Source organism: Burkholderia ambifaria AMMD, assembly GCF_000203915.1.
Taxonomy (GTDB): domain Bacteria; phylum Pseudomonadota; class Gammaproteobacteria; order Burkholderiales; family Burkholderiaceae; genus Burkholderia; species Burkholderia ambifaria.
The window spans coordinates 366,427-382,783 of the sequence record NC_008391.1; the positions used below are offsets into that span (position 1 = coordinate 366,427).

At 69.8% G+C, this 16,357-nt stretch carries 15 protein-coding genes; 8 read left to right on the plus strand and 7 right to left on the minus strand.

Going from position 1 to position 16,357, the window contains the following annotated elements:
* Positions 1–109: 109 nt before the first annotated feature.
* From ilvD to BAMB_RS17870, 4 genes are all read right to left on the minus strand, one after another.
* A complete protein-coding gene (ilvD, locus tag BAMB_RS17855) occupies positions 110–1,969 on the minus strand; it encodes a dihydroxy-acid dehydratase (protein WP_011658569.1) in 1,860 nt (619 codons plus the stop codon).
* Between the two features lie 414 nt (positions 1,970–2,383).
* Positions 2,384–3,406 carry an Ldh family oxidoreductase gene (locus tag BAMB_RS17860; protein WP_011658570.1) on the minus strand — a complete coding sequence of 341 codons (1,023 nt, stop codon included), beginning with the start codon at positions 3,404–3,406 and terminating at the stop codon, positions 2,384–2,386.
* Positions 3,399–4,991 carry an aldehyde dehydrogenase (NADP(+)) gene (locus tag BAMB_RS17865; RefSeq protein WP_011658571.1) on the minus strand — a complete coding sequence of 531 codons (1,593 nt, stop codon included), beginning with the start codon at positions 4,989–4,991 and terminating at the stop codon, positions 3,399–3,401. The genes BAMB_RS17860 and BAMB_RS17865 overlap by 8 nt, the downstream gene beginning before the upstream one ends.
* A gap of 70 nt (positions 4,992–5,061) precedes the next feature.
* Positions 5,062–6,687: an APC family permease gene (locus BAMB_RS17870; protein ID WP_011658572.1), complete on the minus strand. Its 1,626-nt coding sequence runs from the start codon at positions 6,685–6,687 to the stop codon at positions 5,062–5,064.
* Positions 6,688–7,317: 630 nt separating this feature from the next.
* Here BAMB_RS17870 and BAMB_RS17875 point away from each other — a divergent pair.
* From BAMB_RS17875 to BAMB_RS17905, 7 genes are all read left to right on the plus strand, one after another.
* The gene (locus BAMB_RS17875; protein WP_085963168.1) at positions 7,318–8,250 is read left to right on the plus strand and encodes a 4-hydroxyproline epimerase; all 933 of its coding nucleotides are present in this window, start codon (positions 7,318–7,320) and stop codon (positions 8,248–8,250) included.
* Positions 8,247–9,374, plus strand: coding sequence for an NAD(P)/FAD-dependent oxidoreductase (locus BAMB_RS17880; RefSeq protein ID WP_011658574.1), 1,128 nt, complete (start codon positions 8,247–8,249; stop codon positions 9,372–9,374). Before BAMB_RS17875 ends, BAMB_RS17880 begins: the two co-directional genes overlap by 4 nt.
* Positions 9,375–9,474: 100 nt before the next feature.
* Positions 9,475–9,708 (plus strand): 2Fe-2S iron-sulfur cluster-binding protein, encoded by a 234-nt coding sequence (locus BAMB_RS17885; RefSeq protein WP_011658575.1) that lies wholly within the window; start codon positions 9,475–9,477, stop codon positions 9,706–9,708.
* Entirely contained in the window at positions 9,705–10,973 is a 1,269-nt protein-coding gene (locus BAMB_RS17890; protein WP_011658576.1) for an NAD(P)/FAD-dependent oxidoreductase, read from the plus strand. The genes BAMB_RS17885 and BAMB_RS17890 overlap by 4 nt, the downstream gene beginning before the upstream one ends.
* 133 nt (positions 10,974–11,106) lie before the next feature.
* Positions 11,107–11,457, plus strand: coding sequence for an ArsR/SmtB family transcription factor (locus BAMB_RS17895; RefSeq protein ID WP_006751221.1), 351 nt, complete (start codon positions 11,107–11,109; stop codon positions 11,455–11,457).
* Positions 11,447–11,881, plus strand: a complete 435-nt coding sequence (locus BAMB_RS17900) for a YeeE/YedE family protein (protein WP_041491439.1) — start codon at positions 11,447–11,449, stop codon at positions 11,879–11,881. Before BAMB_RS17895 ends, BAMB_RS17900 begins: the two co-directional genes overlap by 11 nt.
* A gap of 1 nt (position 11,882) precedes the next feature.
* The gene (locus BAMB_RS17905) at positions 11,883–12,305 is read left to right on the plus strand and encodes a DUF6691 family protein (protein ID WP_011658578.1); all 423 of its coding nucleotides are present in this window, start codon (positions 11,883–11,885) and stop codon (positions 12,303–12,305) included.
* A gap of 124 nt (positions 12,306–12,429) precedes the next feature.
* Here the strand turns inward: BAMB_RS17905 and BAMB_RS17910 are convergent, their stop codons facing one another.
* Positions 12,430–12,780, minus strand: coding sequence for a hypothetical protein (locus tag BAMB_RS17910; protein WP_011658579.1), 351 nt, complete (start codon positions 12,778–12,780; stop codon positions 12,430–12,432).
* Positions 12,781–12,974: 194 nt separating this feature from the next.
* Between BAMB_RS17910 and BAMB_RS17915 the strand changes: the two genes are divergently transcribed.
* A complete protein-coding gene (locus tag BAMB_RS17915) occupies positions 12,975–14,468 on the plus strand; it encodes an aminotransferase-like domain-containing protein (protein WP_011658580.1) in 1,494 nt (497 codons plus the stop codon).
* 144 nt (positions 14,469–14,612) lie between these two features.
* On the opposite strand, the gene BAMB_RS17920 is transcribed toward BAMB_RS17915, so the two are convergent.
* Together BAMB_RS17920 and BAMB_RS17925 are read right to left on the minus strand one after the other, a co-directional pair.
* A complete protein-coding gene (locus tag BAMB_RS17920; protein ID WP_006761733.1) occupies positions 14,613–14,888 on the minus strand; it encodes a CppA family protein in 276 nt (91 codons plus the stop codon).
* Between the two features lie 96 nt (positions 14,889–14,984).
* Entirely contained in the window at positions 14,985–16,331 is a 1,347-nt protein-coding gene (locus BAMB_RS17925) for a cytochrome-c peroxidase (RefSeq protein ID WP_011658581.1), read from the minus strand.
* Positions 16,332–16,357: the final 26 nt, after the last annotated feature.

Here is a 16,357-nt window from a genome sequence, read left to right on the forward strand (position 1 = left end):
AAGGCTCAGATGTCGCAGCCGCCAGCCGGCGCCGGATGAAAAAAAGCCGCTCCGGAGAGCGGCTTCTGAGTCAGGCGGGCGGGCCGTTCGTGCGGCCCGCTGCCTGGCATCAGTCGTCCAGCAGCGACAGGTCGCGCACGGCACCCTTGTCGGCCGACATCACCAGCTTCGCATAGGCCTTCAGCGCCGCGGACACCTTGCGCGGACGCGGTTGCGCCGGCTTCCAGCCCTTCGCGTTCTGCTCTTCGCGGCGACGTGCGAGTTCCTCGTCCGACACCAGCACGTCGATCGTGCGGTTCGGGATGTCGATGCGGATCTTGTCGCCGTCGCGCACGAGGCCGATCGCGCCGCCCGCTGCCGCTTCCGGCGAGCAGTGACCGATCGACAGGCCCGACGTGCCGCCCGAGAAGCGGCCGTCCGTCAGCAGCGCGCATGCCTTGCCGAGGCCCTTCGACTTGATGTAGCTCGTCGGGTACAGCATTTCCTGCATGCCGGGGCCCCCCTTCGGGCCTTCGTAGCGCACGATCACCACGTCGCCGGCCTTGACCTTGTCGTTCAGGATGTTCTCGACCGCTTCGTCCTGCGATTCGGTGACGTGGGCCGAGCCCTCGAACACGAGGATGCTTTCGTCGACGCCGGCCGTCTTCACCACGCAGCCGTCGAGCGCGATGTTGCCGGTCAGCACGGCCAGGCCGCCTTCCTTCGAGAACGCATGCTCGTACGAGCGGATGCAGCCTTCGGCGCGGTCGAGGTCGAGGCTCGGCCAGCGCGTGTCCTGGCTGAACGCGACTTGCGTCGGGATCCCGGCCGGGCCGGCCTGGTAGAAGGTGCGCACTGCCGGGTCGTCGGTGCGGACGATATCCCACTGGTCGAGCGCATCCTTCAGCGTCGGCGCGTGCACGGTCGGCACGTCGGTGTGCAGCTTGCCGGCGCGGTCGAGCTCGCCGAGGATCGCCATGATGCCGCCCGCGCGGTGCACGTCCTCGATGTGGTACTTGTTCGTGTTCGGCGCGACCTTGCACAGCTGCGGCACGCTGCGCGACAGGCGATCGATGTCCTTCATCGTGAAGTCGATGCCGGCTTCCTGCGCGATCGCCAGCAGGTGCAGGATCGTGTTGGTCGAACCGCCCATCGCGATGTCGAGCGTCATCGCGTTCTCGAACGCCTTGAAGCCGACCGAGCGCGGCAGCGCGCGCATGTCGTCCTGCTCGTAGTGCTGGCGGGTCAGCTCGACGATGCGGCGGCCGGCGCGCTTGAACAGCTGCTCGCGATCGGCGTGCGTCGCGACGACCGTGCCGTTGCCGGGCAGCGACAGGCCGAGCGCTTCGGTCAGGCAGTTCATCGAGTTCGCGGTGAACATGCCCGAGCACGAGCCGCAGGTCGGGCAGGCCGAGCGTTCGACTTCGGCGACGTCGGCATCCGAATACGCCGGGTCGGCCGCGATCACCATCGCGTCGACGAGGTCGAGCTTCTTCAGTTCGACGGTCTTGGTGACCGGGTTCGCGAGACGCGTCTTGCCGGCTTCCATCGGGCCGCCCGACACGAAGATCACCGGAATGTTGAGGCGCATCGCGGCCATCAGCATCCCCGGCGTGATCTTGTCGCAGTTCGAGATGCACACCATCGCGTCCGCGCAGTGCGCGTTCACCATGTATTCGACGGAGTCGGCGATGATGTCGCGGCTCGGCAGCGAATAGAGCATGCCGTCGTGGCCCATCGCGATGCCGTCGTCGACCGCGATCGTGTTGAATTCCTTCGCGACGCCGCCGGCGGCCTCGATCTCGCGCGCGACCAACTGGCCGAGATCCTTCAGGTGCACGTGCCCGGGCACGAACTGCGTGAACGAGTTGACGACCGCGATGATCGGCTTCGAGAAATCGTCGTCTTTCATGCCGGTGGCGCGCCACAGCGAGCGCGCGCCTGCCATGTTGCGGCCGGCGGTGGAGGTTTTGGAACGGTATGTGGGCATTGTGATGGCTGAAGAAATATCGCGGAAAAGGGTGGAGGCACGGGATTGAAGGCCTCTCGCGCGCCCGTGCGAACAACCTCTTGAGCTGCGCCCTGGGCAAACTGGGCGATTATCCCACAGGCGCCGGGCGGGCGGCGCGGGCGGCGCGGGCGGGAGTGGGCGAGGGGCGCGGGCGGGTGCGCCGGGCAGGGGGCGCACCAGGGGCGCGGGGCCTTGCCGGCGGAACCGGGCGACGGAATCGGCAGCGGAATCGTGCGGTGGACTCGTGCGGTGGACTCGGGCGGTGGAATCGGCAGCGGAATCGGCAGCGAACCAGGCGGCGGATCCGTGCAGCGGAACCGGGCGGACGAATCGGCGGCGGCTTCATCCCCCGTTCTACCGGCGATGAAGCCGCCGCCGCGCAACGCGATCACGTCAATCGAGCAGCGTGAGGATTTCGTCGTACAGCGCCTTCGGAATCCGCACGCCGTGCGCGATGCTGCGCGCGCGGGCATCGAAGCGCCGCTGCGACGGCAGCCGCGCGCCTTGCCCCGTGATCGACGCGAACATCCGCTCGCCGCGCGCGAGGCCCGCGTCGAGTTCGTCGCCGAGGAACACCTTCGGGTCGAACGCGATCACGAGCTCTCCATGGCACGGCGTCGCGCCGACGCCTTCGTCGAAGGCCATCGACTCGCGGCTCGTCATGTCGCCGATCAGCGCGCCGCCGAGCAGCTCGACCATGGCTGCCAGCGCCGAGCCCTTGTGGCCGCCGAAGGTGCGCATCGCGCCCTGCAGCGCGGCCTTCGGATCGGTGGTCGGCTGGCCGTCGGCATCGATCGCCCAGTGCGGCGGGATCGCCTTGCCCTGTTTTGCGTGCAGCTCGATGTCGCCGCGCGCGATCGCGCTGGTCGCGAAGTCGAACACGAACGGCACGCCGTCCGGGCGCGGCCACGCGAACGCGATCGGGTTCGTGCCGAACACCGGTTCGCGGCCGCCCTCCGGCGCGACCCAGCTGTGGCTCGGGTTCATCGCGATGCCGACCAGCCCCTCGGCGGCGATCGCCTCGACCTCGGGCCACAGCGCCGAGAAGTGGTAGCAATGGTTGATCGCCATCGCCGCGATCCCGTGCTGCTTCGCCATCTCGACGAGCACCGGCAGGCCGGTTTCGAAGCTGAGCAGCGAGAAGCCGCGATGCGCGTCGACCGCGACGATCGACGACGACAGCCGGCGCAGCGTCGGCACGGCCTGCGGATCGACCTTGCCCTTCTTCAGCGAGCGCACGCAGACGAGCAGCCGGTACACGCCGTGCGAGTGGCATTCGTCGCGCTGGCCCTGCGTGATCACGTTCGCGATCGCCTGCGCGTGCGCGGCGGACATCCCGTTGTGCGTCAGCACCCGCAGCGCGAGTGCGTGGACCTCATCGAGCGACAGGACGACTTCGGCGAGCGACTCAGACATCGCGCGCGTCCCGCGGCGCGGGCACGCCGTCGATGCGTTGCGGCACGTTCAGCGGGTTGCCGTTGCGGATGGCGTCGGGCAGCAGCGCGTCCGGCACGTCCTGGTACGACACGGGGCGCAGGAACCGCTCGATCGCGCGTGCACCGACCGACGTGGTGCGCGTGTCGGACGTGGCCGGGAACGGGCCGCCGTGCACCATCGCGTGACCGACCTCGACACCCGTGCCGAAGCCGTTGACGAGAATGCGGCCGGCCTTGCGCTCCAGCGTCGGGCGTAGCGCGGCAAACAGCGCGGCGTCGTCGTCGGCGAGATGCGCGGCGATCGTCAACTGGCCTTCGAGCGACTTCAGCACGCGATGCAGCGTGTCGGCATCCGGGCAGCGCACGATCAGCGATGCGGGGCCGAACACTTCGTCACGCAGTTCGGGGTGCGCGATGAACGCGTCAGCCGACGTCGCGAACAGCGCCGCGCGTGCCTGGTAGCGGCCGCCTTCCACACCTTCCGCCAGCAGCTCGACCGCGTCGTGCGCGCGCAGGGCGGCCACGCCTTGCGCATAGCTTGCGTGGATGTGCGGCGTGAGCATCGTCTGCGCGGTGGTCGCTTGCACGGCGGAGGCCGCCGCGGCTTCGAACGCGCGCAGCGCGGGGCCGTCGACCGCGAGCACGAGGCCCGGGTTCGTGCAGAACTGGCCGGCGCCGAGCGCGAGCGACGCGGCGAATTGCGGCGCGATCGTGTCGTGGCGCGCGTCGAGCGCGGCCGGGAACAGCAGCACCGGATTGATCGAGCTCATTTCCGCATAGACCGGAATCGGCTCGTGGCGCGCGGCCGCGATGTTCATCAGCGCGACGCCGCCGCGGCGTGAGCCGGTGAAACCGACGGCCTTGATGCGCGGATCGGCGACGAGCGCCTGGCCGATCTCGCGCGACGCGTCGAACAGCAGCGAGAACACGCCGGCCGGCAGCCCGCATTCGCGCACGGCTTGCTGGATCGCGCGGCCGACGAGCTCGGACGTGCCCGGATGCGCGGAGTGCGCCTTGACGATCACCGGGCAGCCGGCCGCGAGTGCCGACGCGGTATCGCCGCCCGCGACCGAGAACGCGAGCGGGAAGTTCGACGCGCCGAACACGGCGACCGGCCCGATCGCGACGTTGCGCAGGCGCAGGTCGACCCGCGGCAGCGGCTTGCGCTCCGGCCGGGCCGGGTCGATGCGTGCGTCGACGTAACCGCCGTCGCGCACGAGCGACGCGAACAGCGCGAGCTGGCCGACCGTGCGGCCGCGTTCGCCTTCGATGCGTGCGCGCGGCAGGCCCGTTTCGGTGACGCAGCGCTCGATCAGGTCGTCGCCGAGCGCCATGATGTTGCGGCCGATCGCGTCGAGAAACGCGGCGCGTTGCTCGGGAGGCGTTTCGCGGTATGTGTCGAATGCGTCGTCGGCGAGCGTGCAGGCCGTCTCCAGGTCGTGCAGGCTCGCGCCGCCGAACGCGGGGTCGAGCGGTTCGCCGGTGGCGGCGGCGATCGCGTGGAGGGTGCCGTTCTGTCCGGCGATGGCCGACTGGCCGATCAGGAGCTGACCTGTGAGTTGCATGGTTTTTCCTCGGAAAATGCGGGGCCGGGCGTGATGCGCCCGGCCGGAGTGGAAAGGGGAAAGCGGGGCGTCAGTCTTCGTCGTCTTCGAGCTGCAGCTTGTCGGAACGGATGCCGGTGTTGGCGCCCCAGTAGAAGATGACGAGCGCGACGGCCGCGACGACGACCGTGTCGTACGGATGCGCGAGCTGGCCCGTGCCGCCGAAGCCGCCGAAGTACGACAGCACGATCATGGCCGCGTAGAACGCGATCAGCCACGCGGACGAACGCACCTGCTCGGCGATGCTCAGATGCGCGGTGGGCACCCAGCGGCGGCATGCGAGATAGATCACGAACATCACGATCTGCAGGCCGAGCAGCCAGGACACCGTGCCCCAGCCCGACCAGTAGACGATCAGCGCGGCGATCACGAACGACGCGGGGCCGGTGATGCCGAACGCCACCGCGCGGAACGGCCGCGGCAGGTCGGGCGCGGTGCGCCGCAGCGCGGCGACCGACACGGGCGCGACCGCATAGCTCAGCACGAGCGCGGCCGACACGATGTTGATCAGCGCTTCCCACGACGGGAACGGCATCGTCCAGAAGATCGAGAGGCCGAACGTGAGCCACAGGCCCGCGCGCGGGATGCCCGACGCTTCGTCGACGCGCGTGAACACCTTGAAGAACGTGCCCGTCTTCGCCCAGCCGTAGACGACGCGCGGCGTCGCGTTCATGTAGATGTTGCCGCAGCCGCTCGGCGAGATCATCGCGTCGGCGACGACCATCACCGCGAGCCAGCCCACGCCGAGCGCGAGCGCGATGTCGCGGTACGGCAGCGAGAACGCCTTGCTCACGTCGTGCCAGCCGGCGGCGAGCATGTCGGTCGGGATGCTGCCGATGAACGCGAGCTGCAGCAGCACGTAGATCAGCGTCGACAGCAGGATCGACAGGATCAGCGCGATCGGAATCGTGCGCTGCGGATTGCGCACTTCGCTCGCGACCGACACGATCGGCGTGAGGCCCAGGTACGCGAAGATGATCCCGCCGGCCGACACGGCCATCTCGATGCCCGGCATGCCGAACGGCGCGAAGCCGTGCAGGGTCAGGTTGGCGGGCTTGAAGAACGTGAACAGCACCGCGATCACCGACAGCGGCACGATGAACTTGAAGATGCTGATGACGTTGTTCGCCTTCGCGAACGTCTTCACGCTCGAATAGTTCAGGTAAAAGAAGAAGCACAGCAGCCCGGCCTGCACGAGCCAGCCGAGCGTCGTCGGGTCGCTCGAGCCGGCCTTGGTGAGGCCGGGGAACCACGCGGCCGCATACTGGCGCGCGGCGACCACTTCGATCGCGATCAGGCTCGAGAACGCGATCAGCGTGATGAAGCCCATCAGGTAGCCGAGCAGCGGGCCGTGCGAGAACACCGGGTAGCGGACCACGCCGCCCGCGCGCGGCAGCGCGGCGCCGAGCTCGCAGTAGACGATGCCCAGCAGCAGCACCGAGAAGCCGCCGAGCAGCCACGAGAAGATGCCGGCCGGGCCGGCGATCGTCGACACGTGACTCGCGGCGAACAGCCACCCCGAACCGAAGATCGCGCCGAGACCGATGAACGTCAGGTCGGTCAGCGACAGCTGTTTCTTGAACTTGCCGTGACCGCCGTCGGCGGGCACGGAACGGGAAAGCGGGACGGAAGGGTGTGTGTTGCCTTGGCCTGGCATGGGTTTGTCTCCTGGGAAATATCGGGGCAGGTGGAGTTGCGCCGCGCTCCGACGGAGCAGCGGCGCACACCTGCCGGCCGGCATGCGACCGGTTCGAACGACCGGGCGGCCCGACGGCCGTTCATCCGCGGCGCCGGCTGGCGACGCGGCGAACGGACCTGTGCGGGCCATGCCGGACGGGAAGTGGCGATGCGACGGGGGAAGCCGTTGCACCGCCGGGGGAAGTCGCTTAGCGGTTCGCCCGGTTCTGTTCGGCGCGGTGCGCGGCGTCGAATGCAATGGAAGCGGCCGGTGCGAACCGGCTGCTGAGGGCGGGGGAAACTTCGGTCCGCGGGATGGCGTTTCGGCTCACTGCAATCTCCTGCTTCGTATTGCTTCCTGTTGCTACGTATCGCTTCATCTCGGCCGGCGACAGGCGCGTCGACGTGCAACCAGTATCGCCGTGCGAACACCCATCACGCTTGAGTCGTATCGCGGAGCAGAATGACGAAATCGGCACAGTGGCCGCAAGGGCTGCAAAAGGCGTTTCGCACTGTGCCGATTTCGTCGCCGTCCTCATCGAAAAGCCACAAGCGGACGGACGCGCGACGGAGGAAGCTATGCTCCTTTCCCCACTTCGGACGGCTCATGATGAAGCGCATTCAGATCATCGATTCGCACACGGGCGGCGAACCCACGCGGCTCGTCGTGTCCGGCTTCCCCTCGCTCGGCAACGGCACGATGGCCGAGCGCCGCGACGTGCTCGCGCGCGAGCACAATCGCTACCGCACCGCGTGCATTCTCGAGCCGCGCGGTAGCGATGTGATGGTCGGCGCGCTGCTGTGCGAACCCGTGTCGCCGGAGGCTGCGGCCGGCGTGATCTTCTTCAACAACAGCGGCTACCTCGGGATGTGCGGGCACGGCACGATCGGCGTCGTGCGCACGCTGCATCACATGGGCCGCATCGAGCCGGGCGTGCACCGGATCGAAACGCCGGTCGGCACCGTCGAGGCGACGCTGCACGACGACCTGTCGGTCAGCGTGCGCAACGTGCTCGCGTATCGCCATGCGAAGGCCGTTGCCGTCGACGTGCCGGGCTACGGCCCCGTGAAGGGCGACATCGCGTGGGGCGGCAACTGGTTCTTCCTGATCAGCGATCACGGCCAGCGCGTGGCCGGCGACAACGTCGCCGCGCTGACCGCCTATTCGTCCGCCGTGCGCGAAGGGCTCGAGCGCGCGGGCATCACCGGCGCGAACGGCGGCGAGATCGACCATATCGAACTGTTCGCCGACGATGCCGAGCACGACAGCCGCAGCTTCGTGCTGTGCCCGGGCCATGCGTACGACCGTTCGCCGTGCGGCACCGGCACGAGCGCGAAGCTCGCCTGCCTCGCGGCCGACGGCAAGCTCGAACCGGGCGTCGTGTGGCGGCAGGCGAGCGTGATCGGCAGCGTGTTCCAGGCGAGCTATGCGCAGGCCGACGGCGGCATCGTGCCGACGATTCGCGGCAGTGCGCATCTCAGCGCGGAAGCGACGTTGCTGATCGAGGAAGACGATCCGTTCGGCTGGGGCATCGTGTCGTGAGCGAGGCAAGGACCGACGTCGTCGTGATCGGCGCTGGCATCGTCGGCGCCGCATGTGCGCATGAACTCGCGCAGCGTGGGCTGCGCGTGCTCGTCGTCGACGACGCCAGCGGCGGCGCGACCGGCGCCGGCATGGGGCACCTGGTCGCGATGGACGACAACGCGGCCGAACTCGCACTGAGCCATTACTCGATCGAGCTATGGCGCGCGTTGAGCGGCGACATGCCGGAAGGCTGCGCGTACCGCAACTGCGGCACGCTGTGGCTCGCGGCCGATTCCAACGAGATGGACCTCGCGCGCACCAAGCAGGCGACGCTCGCCGCGCATGGCGTCGCAGGCGAGCTGATCGACGCGGCGACGCTCGCGCGGCTGGAGCCGATGCTGCGCGCGGGGCTCGGCGGCGCGCTGAAGATCCCGGGCGATGCGATTCTCTATGCGCCGGTCGCCGCGAGCTGGCTGTTGCAGCGCGCGCCGGGCATCACGTTGCGGCGCGACCGCGCGGTGGCGGTCGACGGCCCGAGCGTGACGCTTGCGAGCGGCGACACGCTGCGCGCGGAACGCGTCGTCGTCGCGAACGGCGTCGCCGCGCGCACGCTGTTGCCTGAATTGCCGCTGCGCCCGAAGAAGGGCCATCTGCTGATCACCGACCGCTACCCGGGCCAGGTGTCGCACCAGCTCGTCGAGCTCGGCTATGCGGCAAGCGCGCACGCGAGCGACGGCACGTCCGTCGCGTTCAACGTGCAACCGCGGCCGACCGGCCAGCTGCTGATCGGCTCGTCGCGCCAGTTCGACACGGAAGACGCGCGCATCGAGCCGCCGGTGCTCGCGCGCATGCTGCGCCGTGCGGCCGGCTACCTGCCGGATCTGGCCGACCTGAACGGGATTCGCGCATGGACGGGCTTTCGTTCCGCGAGCCCCGACGGCTTGCCGCTGCTGGGCGAACATCCGGCGCGGCCGGGCGTGTGGCTCGCGGTCGGCCACGAAGGGCTCGGCGTGACGACCGCGCCGGGCAGCGCGCGACTTGTCGCCGCGTTGATGACCGGCGAGCGGCCGCCGATCGATATCGAACCGTATTTGCCGGGACGTTTCCTGACGACGTCACCCGTAGCCGGAGCGCTGACATGAAACGACCCCCACGCTCACTTCATTCGCTTGGGGGGACGCAATCCCTCCGTCTCTCCGAGGCCGATTCCCGTACGTGCAGGGTGGCCCGGCGGAGGCTGACATGATCATTCATCTGGACGGCCGCGCGCTGACGGTGGCCGACGGTGCGACCGTCGCGGCCGCCGTCGCGGCGAGCGGCGACGACACGACGCGCGTGTCGTGCACGGGTGCGGCGCGCGCGCCGTTTTGCGGTATGGGCATCTGCCAGGAGTGCAGGATGACGATCGACGGCCGCCGTCGTCTGGCCTGCCAGACGCTGTGCCGCGACGGGATGCGGGTGGAGCGCACGCGATGAAACAGGAACGACTGAGCGTCGACGTCGCGATCGTCGGCGCGGGGCCGGCCGGGTTGTCGGCCGCGCGGGCCGCCGCACGAAGCGGCGCAACGGTCGCGATCGTCGACGACAACCCGCGCGCGGGCGGACAGATCTGGCGCCAGGCCGCCGCCGCGACGCCGGTGGCGGCCGCGGCGGAACGCCTCGCCGTGCTGCGGCAGCGGAACGTCACGCACCTCGCGGCCACGCGCATCGTCGCCGAAACGCAGCCGGGTACGCTGCTGCTCGAGGACGACGAGCGCGGCTTCCTGCTCGAATTCCGCACGCTGATCCTGTGCTGCGGCGCGCGCGAGTTGCTGCTGCCGTTCCCGGGCTGGACGCTGCCGGGTGTCACCGGCGCGGGCGGCCTGCAAGCATTGATCAAGTACGGCCTCGACGTGCGCGGGCAGCGCACGGTGATCGCCGGCAGCGGCCCGCTGCTCCTCGCGAGCGCGGCGACGGCCCGACAGGCAGGCGCGCAGGTGTCGCACGTACTCGAACAGGCGGCATGGGGCGACGTGGCCGGTTTCGGCGCAGGGCTGTGGCGCTGGCCGTCGAAACTCGCGCAGGCCGCGAAGCTCGTCACGGCCGCCTACCGGCCCAACGCCTACGTCGTCGAAGCGTTCGGCGACAAGCGGCTGGAACGCGTGCGGATCCGGCAGGGCGAGCGCGAGTTCGACGTCGACTGCGACCGGCTCGCGTGCGGCTTCGGCCTCGTGCCGAACACCGTGCTGCCGAGCCATCTCGGTTGCCGGATCGAGAACGGCGCGGTCGTGGTCGACGCGCATCAGCGCACGAGCCGCGACGGGTATTTCGCCGCGGGCGAGTGCACGGGTGTCGGCGGCAGCGAACTGGCGATGGTCGAAGGCGAGATCGCGGGCTGCGCGGCCACCGGGCAAGTGGCGCCGCTGGCCGCGCTGGTGGCGCGACGTGCGCACTGGCAGGCGTTCGCGGACGCGGTGCGCGAGCGCTTCGCGATCCGCGAGCCGATCCGCCGGCTCGCGCGGCCCGATACGCTGCTGTGCCGTTGCGAAGACGTGCGCTTCGACGCGGTCGCGCCGGCGCCGGGCTGGACGGCCGCGAAGCTGCAGACGCGCTGCGGGATGGGCGCATGCCAGGGCCGCGTGTGCGGCGCGGCCGCGCAGGCGCTGTTCGGCTGGACGCCGCCGGTGCCGCGCACGCCGCTCGTGCCCGCGCGGGTCGGTACGCTGATGCTGGACGACACGGCGGCCTGCGACGGGGCTTGACGCGCGTTGGCGGGACGGCCCGGTTCGAGCCGGGCCGTCGGCGCCTTCTGAGGGACGGCAGCGGGCGATGGTGCGAATCGTCAATATATAAGTTGATATAATATCGATTCGTTAATCGTGTGCCGCCGCTCCCATGAACACCGATCCTTCCGCCGGGCTGCCCGAGCCCGACCAGATGCGCGCAGCCGCCGAATCGGCGTGCGCGCTGCTCAAGGTGCTGTCCAATCCAGACCGGTTGCTGCTGCTGTGCGAACTGTCGCAAGGCGAACGCTGCGTGAGCGATCTCGAGGCGCGGCTGGATATTCGCCAGCCGACGCTGTCGCAGCAGCTCGGCGTGTTGCGGGACAACGCGCTCGTCCGCACGCGCCGCGAAGGCAAGAACATCCACTATTCGCTCGACAGCCCGGCCGCGATCGCGGTGATGGGCGTGTTGTACGAACAGTTCTGCGGCCCGGCCGCGAAAGGGAAGCGCCATGCAGCTTGATGCGCTTCATTTCACGCCCTGGCTGTCGCTTGCCGGCGGCGTGCTGATCGGGCTGGCGGCTGCGTGGCTCATCGCGTTCAACGGGCGGATCGCCGGGATCAGCGGCATCGTCGGCGGCCTGTTCACGGCCGGCGCCGCGGAGCGCGACTGGCGTGCCGCATTCGTCGCCGGGCTGATCGCCGCGCCGCTGATGATGCGCATCGCCGGTGCCGCCGTGACGCCGCAGGTCGATGCAGGCTGGGGCGAATTGCTGGCGGCCGGCCTGCTGGTCGGGATCGGCACGCGCTATGCGGGCGGATGCACGAGCGGCCACGGGGTGTGCGGGCTGTCGCGCGGTGCGACGCGATCGATTGTCGCGACGGCGGTGTTCATGGCCGCCGGCTTCGCGACCGTATTCGTGCGCCGGCACGTGCTCGGAGGCTGACATGCAGGCAGGATTCGCGTTTGTGGCGGGGCTGTTGTTCAGCGTCGGCCTCATCGTGTCGGGGATGGCCAACCCGCGGAAGGTGCTCGGTTTTCTCGACCTGGCAGGCCGTTGGGATCCGTCGCTCGCGTTCGTGATGGTTGGCGCGATCGGTGTCGCCGTGGTCGCGTTCGCATGGGCGAAGCGCCGCACGCGGTCGTGGCTCGGGCTGCCGATCCAGTGGCCGGCCACCCGGACGATCACCGTGCGGCTCGTCGCCGGGAGTGCCGTGTTCGGCATCGGCTGGGGGCTTGCGGGGTTCTGCCCGGGGCCGGCGCTTGTGTCGATCGGTCTGGGGTCGGTCAAGGGCATCGCGTTCGTCGTCGCGATGCTGGTCGGGATGGCATTGTTCGAATGGATCGAGCGTGCGCGGAAGGTGCGGTAACCGAAGATCTCTGCCCGGTTGAATCGGTCCTGCGCGGCGACGGCGCTGGACGCGATCACGCTCGCCGCCGGATGAGGCGATACGAAGATGCATGACGATACCGGCGACGGCGCGAGCTACAGCGTCAGGGCTGTTCGCGCACATGCCGCTCGCCGAATGGCCACGCGGCCACCCGGTGCAGCCACGCGCGCCACGCGGCGAACACCCCGGCCCGGGCCGCGGGTTCCGCAACGGTCGCGTCGACCGGCTTTGCGCCGCTGGCCGTCAACGTCGCGTGACCGGCCGCCTCGATCGTCAGGCATTCGCCCTGGTCGAGCACGCGACGGACGTAGTGCGGCGCATCAGGCAGCCAGTCGAGCCCGCCGTGGCGCAACGTGACCGCGAGCGCGCCGTCGAGCACGATGACCTGGCTGCCCTTGTCGAACCACGCAAAGTGGCTTTGCCCGGCGTCGAGCCGGATGTCTTGTGTTCGCATGGCGAGTCCCTTTCCCGGTTGCGCAGCCCCGCGACGACGGGGCGACAGCGTGCAATCAGGTTAGGGAAACGCGCGCGGGCCGGACAGATTCAGGGGACGGGAATCTGTTGCGGTGCAGGCGGCGATTTTGGCCTGCTGTATCGGTGGGTTTTCCCCGAATCTGTATCTGGCGTGTGGCAGGGCGCGCGGGCACGATGACCCGCATGACATCCCTCACCGACGCGCCCCGCACGCCTTTGCCGATGGCCGGCGAGCCGCTGTACGAACGACTCGCCGAGCATTACCGCCGCATCATCGCGGCCGGCACGCTGTCGCCCGGCGACCGGATGCCGTCGGTGCGCGGATTCATGGCGCAGCACGGCGTGAGCCTGTCGACCGCGATCCAGGCGTTCCGGCGGCTCGAGGATACGGGCTTGTGCGAAGCACGGCCGCGCTCGGGCTACTTCGTGCGGCGGCGCGCGGTGGCCGCGCTCGATTCGCTGCCGGAATGCGACGGGCCGCCGCTGAGCGTCGAGCCGCCATTCGCGGGGCTGCACGAACGCGTGTCGCGCGTGATCGATCGCGCGAACGCATCTCCCGATGCGTTGAATCTTGGCGGCGCGTCCGCGCTGGCGACGCTGTATCCGGCAGAGCGCCTGCAGGCGCTGGCGATCCGGCTGCTGCGGCGCAAGCCGACGCTGTTGACCGACGCAGGGCCGGTTGGCGGGTCGCCCGAATTCCGCCAGACGATGGCCAAGCGTGCGCTGTCGTACGGCGTGACCGTGTCGCCGGACGACGTGATGTCGACGAGCGGTGGCGTCGATGCGGTGAATCTCGCACTGCGCGCGGTGGCGCGCCCCGGCGACACGATCGCGATCGAATCGCCGGCCTTTTTCGGCTTGATCCAGCTGCTCGAAAGCCTCGGCCTGCGTGCGCTCGAGATTCCGGCCAGCCCGACGACCGGGCTGTCGATCGAAGCGCTCGACGTGGCGCTGACCGCATACCCGGACATTCGGGCCGTGGTCGTCGTGCCGAACCTGCAGAACCCGCTCGGCAGCGTGATGCCTGACGAGCGCAAGGCCGCGCTGGTCGCGCTGTGCTCGCGCCGCGGCGTGGCCGTGATCGAGGACGAGCCGTATCGCGAACTCGTCGAAGCGTCGCACACGGTGAAGCCCGTGAAGGCATGGGACCGCGACGGCACGGTGATCTACTGCCCGTCGTTCAACAAGGTGCTGGCGCCGGGGATGCGGCTCGGCTGGATGAGTGCGGGCCGCTGGCACGCGCGCGTGAAGATGCTCAAGTTCGCGCACAGCCGGCACAACGCCGCGTTGCTGCAGGCCGTCGCTGCCGAATTCGTCGGCTCGGGCGCGTTCGATCGCCACCTCCGCCGATTTCGCGAACAGCTTCGTGTGCAGCGCGACGTGACGATCGATGCGATCGCGCGTCATTTTCCGGCCGGCACGCGGATGAACCGGCCGCCGGGCGGCATGCTGCTGTGGATCGCGCTGCCGGACGGCGTGCGTTCCGAAGCATTGTTCGATGCGGCGCTGGCACGTGGAGTAAGGATCGCGCCCGGCTCGATCTTCTCGAATTCCGACCGCTTCGATGCCTATATCCGGCTTGGGTGCACGCGGGTATTCGACTCGGCTCACGAAGCGGCCATCGAAACGCTCGGCCAGCTGATACGCGACGCGGCGGCCGCCGCGTAAGCGGGCCGGCTTTCGGCCGAGCCGGGAGGCCGGCTACCGGGCTCGGCTGGCGTGACGGCGGCACGGGCCGGCCGATCCGGCACGCCTCGTTCACCGCGGCCGGCCGCCGCGCCATCACGCGCCGACGATACGATTTCGGCGATTTCATCGGCCGACCGTATGCGCAGCGAGGTGCTGACGAATCAGCGACAGGTAGCGATCGCCGACGGAGAAGTCGCGCGCGGCACGCGGCCGCTCCGCCTGGCGCAGCGTGGCCGGCGCGCTCATGCCGAGGTATCGGCATAACGCGGACGGAAACGGCTTGCGCGTCGCCCCAAGCTGGCGCGCCGCGCGCTCGACGCGGGCATCGCCGACCTGCGCACGCAGCCATGCCAGCACTTGGCGATCGGTGTCGTTGACGATACGGACCAGATGTTCCATCGCGCACCTCACTGTTCATAAATCCAGTACTGTAAATATAACCAGTATATGAGGCGGCCGCAAGCGGCACGCATGCGCTTGGCCGTTCGGCCAGGGTCAGCGCGCCGGCGCGGCGAGGCGGGCTGCCGGGGATCCGGTGGTCGCGGCGACAGGCGCTGCGGGTGAGGCGGCCGGGGCGGGCGGAACGAGATTCGCGTAGCGCGCGTCGGTCAGCGTGCCGAGGAACGCGACGATGTCGTCGATTTCGGCGTCGGTCAGCGCGGGCGGCGTGCCCGGACGGCGGTTCATCGGCGTCGAATTGACGTTGATGTTGCCGCGATACGCGGCCGGCACGTCGTCGAACGTTGTGGCGCCGTGATACCAGTGGCGCGGATCGGTCGAGCGCGTGTTGTAGAACGCGACCGCATCGCGCAGCGTGGTGAACACGCCGTTGTGCATGAACGTCTGCTTGATCGCGACGTTGCGCAGCCCCGGCGTGCGCAGGTAGCCGCACCATTGCGTCGGTTCGGGCCAGCGCAGCCGCGCGGCCGTTTCGCACAGGCCGTTGTCGAAATGGCGCGGATCGCGGTTCGCGGGCAGCGCGCGATTGCGCGGCACCGCGATCGCGTCGTAGCCGAAATCGGTGAAGAGCGAGCGCTCCGGCCGGCTCGACGTCTCCGACAGCGTGTGGCAGCTCATGCAGTTGCCCTTGTCGGGATTGCGGAACAGCGCCAGACCGCGCATCTCGGCCGGCGCGAGCTGCTTGCGGGTGCGCAGGAATGCGTCGAAGCGAGACGTGAACGGCGCCATGTCGTCGCTCTGCAGATAGGCCTCGACGGCCGACCCCAGTGCGCGCACCAGTTGCTCGGGATCGCGCCGCACCGACGCGCCGAAGCGCGCGGCCAGATCGCCCGCCAGTTCGGTGCCGTCAACCTTGCGCAGCAGCGCGGCCGGCGACCGGTTGTTCATCTCGTTCCGATCGAACAGCGGCCCGCGGATCTGTTCGGCGAGCGTGTCGGCGCGGCCGTCGCTGAAGAGCCCGCCGAATGGCGACGGCGCGGGCGCATCGTCGTCCTGGTAGAAGTGTCGGCGCGGCACGTAGCGCACGTAGAGCAGCGACGGCGCGTTGCGCTGGCTGAAACGTCCGTGGCGGCTGCCTTCCGGCACGCCGGGCCCCGCGAGCGAAGCGGCCGACAGCGTCGGCGCGAATGCACGCCCCGGATCGTGGCAGCCCGCGCACGACATGCCGCGTGGCTCGGACAGCCGCGGATCGAAGAAGATCCGGCGGCCGAGCGCGACGAGCGTCGGGTCGGGCGCGAAGCGGGCGGTCGCCGCGTCGACCTTGCCGGTCACCTGCGGCGTGCCGTTGCCGATCGTGTCGACGACGCGCGACGGCGGGGCGCCGGGGAGCAGGACCGTTTCGGACGGCGCGGCGTGGGCCGCGAGCGCCGCGCCGGCGAGCACGGCGGCGGCAAGTAGACGTACCGTGC

Coding starts and splice junctions, on each gene's coding strand:
- BAMB_RS17915 (WP_011658580.1), top strand. CDS start 12,975: ATGACCCGCATGACATCCCTCACCGACGCGCCCCGCACGCCTTTGCCG.
- BAMB_RS17910 (WP_011658579.1), bottom strand. CDS start 12,780: ATGCGAACACAAGACATCCGGCTCGACGCCGGGCAAAGCCACTTTGCG.
- BAMB_RS17875 (WP_085963168.1), top strand. CDS start 7,318: ATGAAGCGCATTCAGATCATCGATTCGCACACGGGCGGCGAACCCACG.
- BAMB_RS17870 (WP_011658572.1), bottom strand. CDS start 6,687: ATGCCAGGCCAAGGCAACACACACCCTTCCGTCCCGCTTTCCCGTTCC.
- BAMB_RS17890 (WP_011658576.1), top strand. CDS start 9,705: ATGAAACAGGAACGACTGAGCGTCGACGTCGCGATCGTCGGCGCGGGG.
- BAMB_RS17895 (WP_006751221.1), top strand. CDS start 11,107: ATGAACACCGATCCTTCCGCCGGGCTGCCCGAGCCCGACCAGATGCGC.
- BAMB_RS17920 (WP_006761733.1), bottom strand. CDS start 14,888: ATGGAACATCTGGTCCGTATCGTCAACGACACCGATCGCCAAGTGCTG.
- BAMB_RS17905 (WP_011658578.1), top strand. CDS start 11,883: ATGCAGGCAGGATTCGCGTTTGTGGCGGGGCTGTTGTTCAGCGTCGGC.
- BAMB_RS17860 (WP_011658570.1), bottom strand. CDS start 3,406: ATGTCTGAGTCGCTCGCCGAAGTCGTCCTGTCGCTCGATGAGGTCCAC.
- BAMB_RS17885 (WP_011658575.1), top strand. CDS start 9,475: ATGATCATTCATCTGGACGGCCGCGCGCTGACGGTGGCCGACGGTGCG.
- BAMB_RS17900 (WP_041491439.1), top strand. CDS start 11,447: ATGCAGCTTGATGCGCTTCATTTCACGCCCTGGCTGTCGCTTGCCGGC.
- BAMB_RS17865 (WP_011658571.1), bottom strand. CDS start 4,991: ATGCAACTCACAGGTCAGCTCCTGATCGGCCAGTCGGCCATCGCCGGA.
- ilvD (WP_011658569.1), bottom strand. CDS start 1,969: ATGCCCACATACCGTTCCAAAACCTCCACCGCCGGCCGCAACATGGCA.